The sequence below is a fragment of the Salmonella sp. 32031103-2018-00083-FB-01-SM-01 genome (genome assembly GCF_017571995.1).
GTDB lineage: Bacteria > Pseudomonadota > Gammaproteobacteria > Enterobacterales > Enterobacteriaceae > Salmonella > Salmonella enterica.
This window is the reverse complement of sequence record NZ_JAGEQL010000023.1, coordinates 1-540: the sequence shown is the minus strand read 5'-3', so window position 1 is coordinate 540 and position 540 is coordinate 1. Positions and strand designations below refer to the sequence as shown.

Genomic DNA, 540 nt, shown 5'->3' with positions numbered 1-540 from the left:
TTGCCTGGCGGCACTAGCGCGGTGGTCCCACCTGACCCCATGCCGAACTCAGAAGTGAAACGCCGTAGCGCCGATGGTAGTGTGGGGTCTCCCCATGCGAGAGTAGGGAACTGCCAGGCATCAAATTTAGTGTGCTGATATGGCTCAGTTGGTAGAGCGCACCCTTGGTAAGGGTGAGGTCCCCAGTTCGACTCTGGGTATCAGCACCACTTAATACGGTTAAAGTTCGGCATTTGAAAAAGAATTTGTCTGGCGGCAGTAGCGCGGTGGTCCCACCTGACCCCATGCCGAACTCAGAAGTGAAACGCCGTAGCGCCGATGGTAGTGTGGGGTCTCCCCATGCGAGAGTAGGGAACTGCCAGACATCAAATAAAACAAAAGGCTCAGTCGAAAGACTGGGCCTTTTGTTTTATCTTGACCCGTCCTGAATAGCGTTGACACGTTCCAGACTTAAATCCGGAGAACGTGATGATGACTGAGTTCAAACGCACCCAACGCGATTATCCTCTATCCTTTAAAATAGCCGTCGTTGAGCAGGTC

The 540-nt window shown here is 52.8% G+C and carries 1 tRNA gene and 2 rRNA genes; all 3 read left to right on the top strand.

Features of this window, described 5'->3' with window-relative positions:
* Positions 1–3: 3 nt before the first annotated feature.
* Positions 4–119 (top strand): 5S ribosomal RNA (rrf, locus tag J4614_RS21915).
* A 14-nt stretch (positions 120–133) separates the two neighbouring features.
* Positions 134–209: transfer RNA gene (locus tag J4614_RS21910), tRNA-Thr, on the top strand.
* Between the two features lie 39 nt (positions 210–248).
* Positions 249–364 (top strand): 5S ribosomal RNA (gene rrf / locus J4614_RS21905).
* The last annotated feature ends 176 nt before the right edge of the window (positions 365–540 follow it).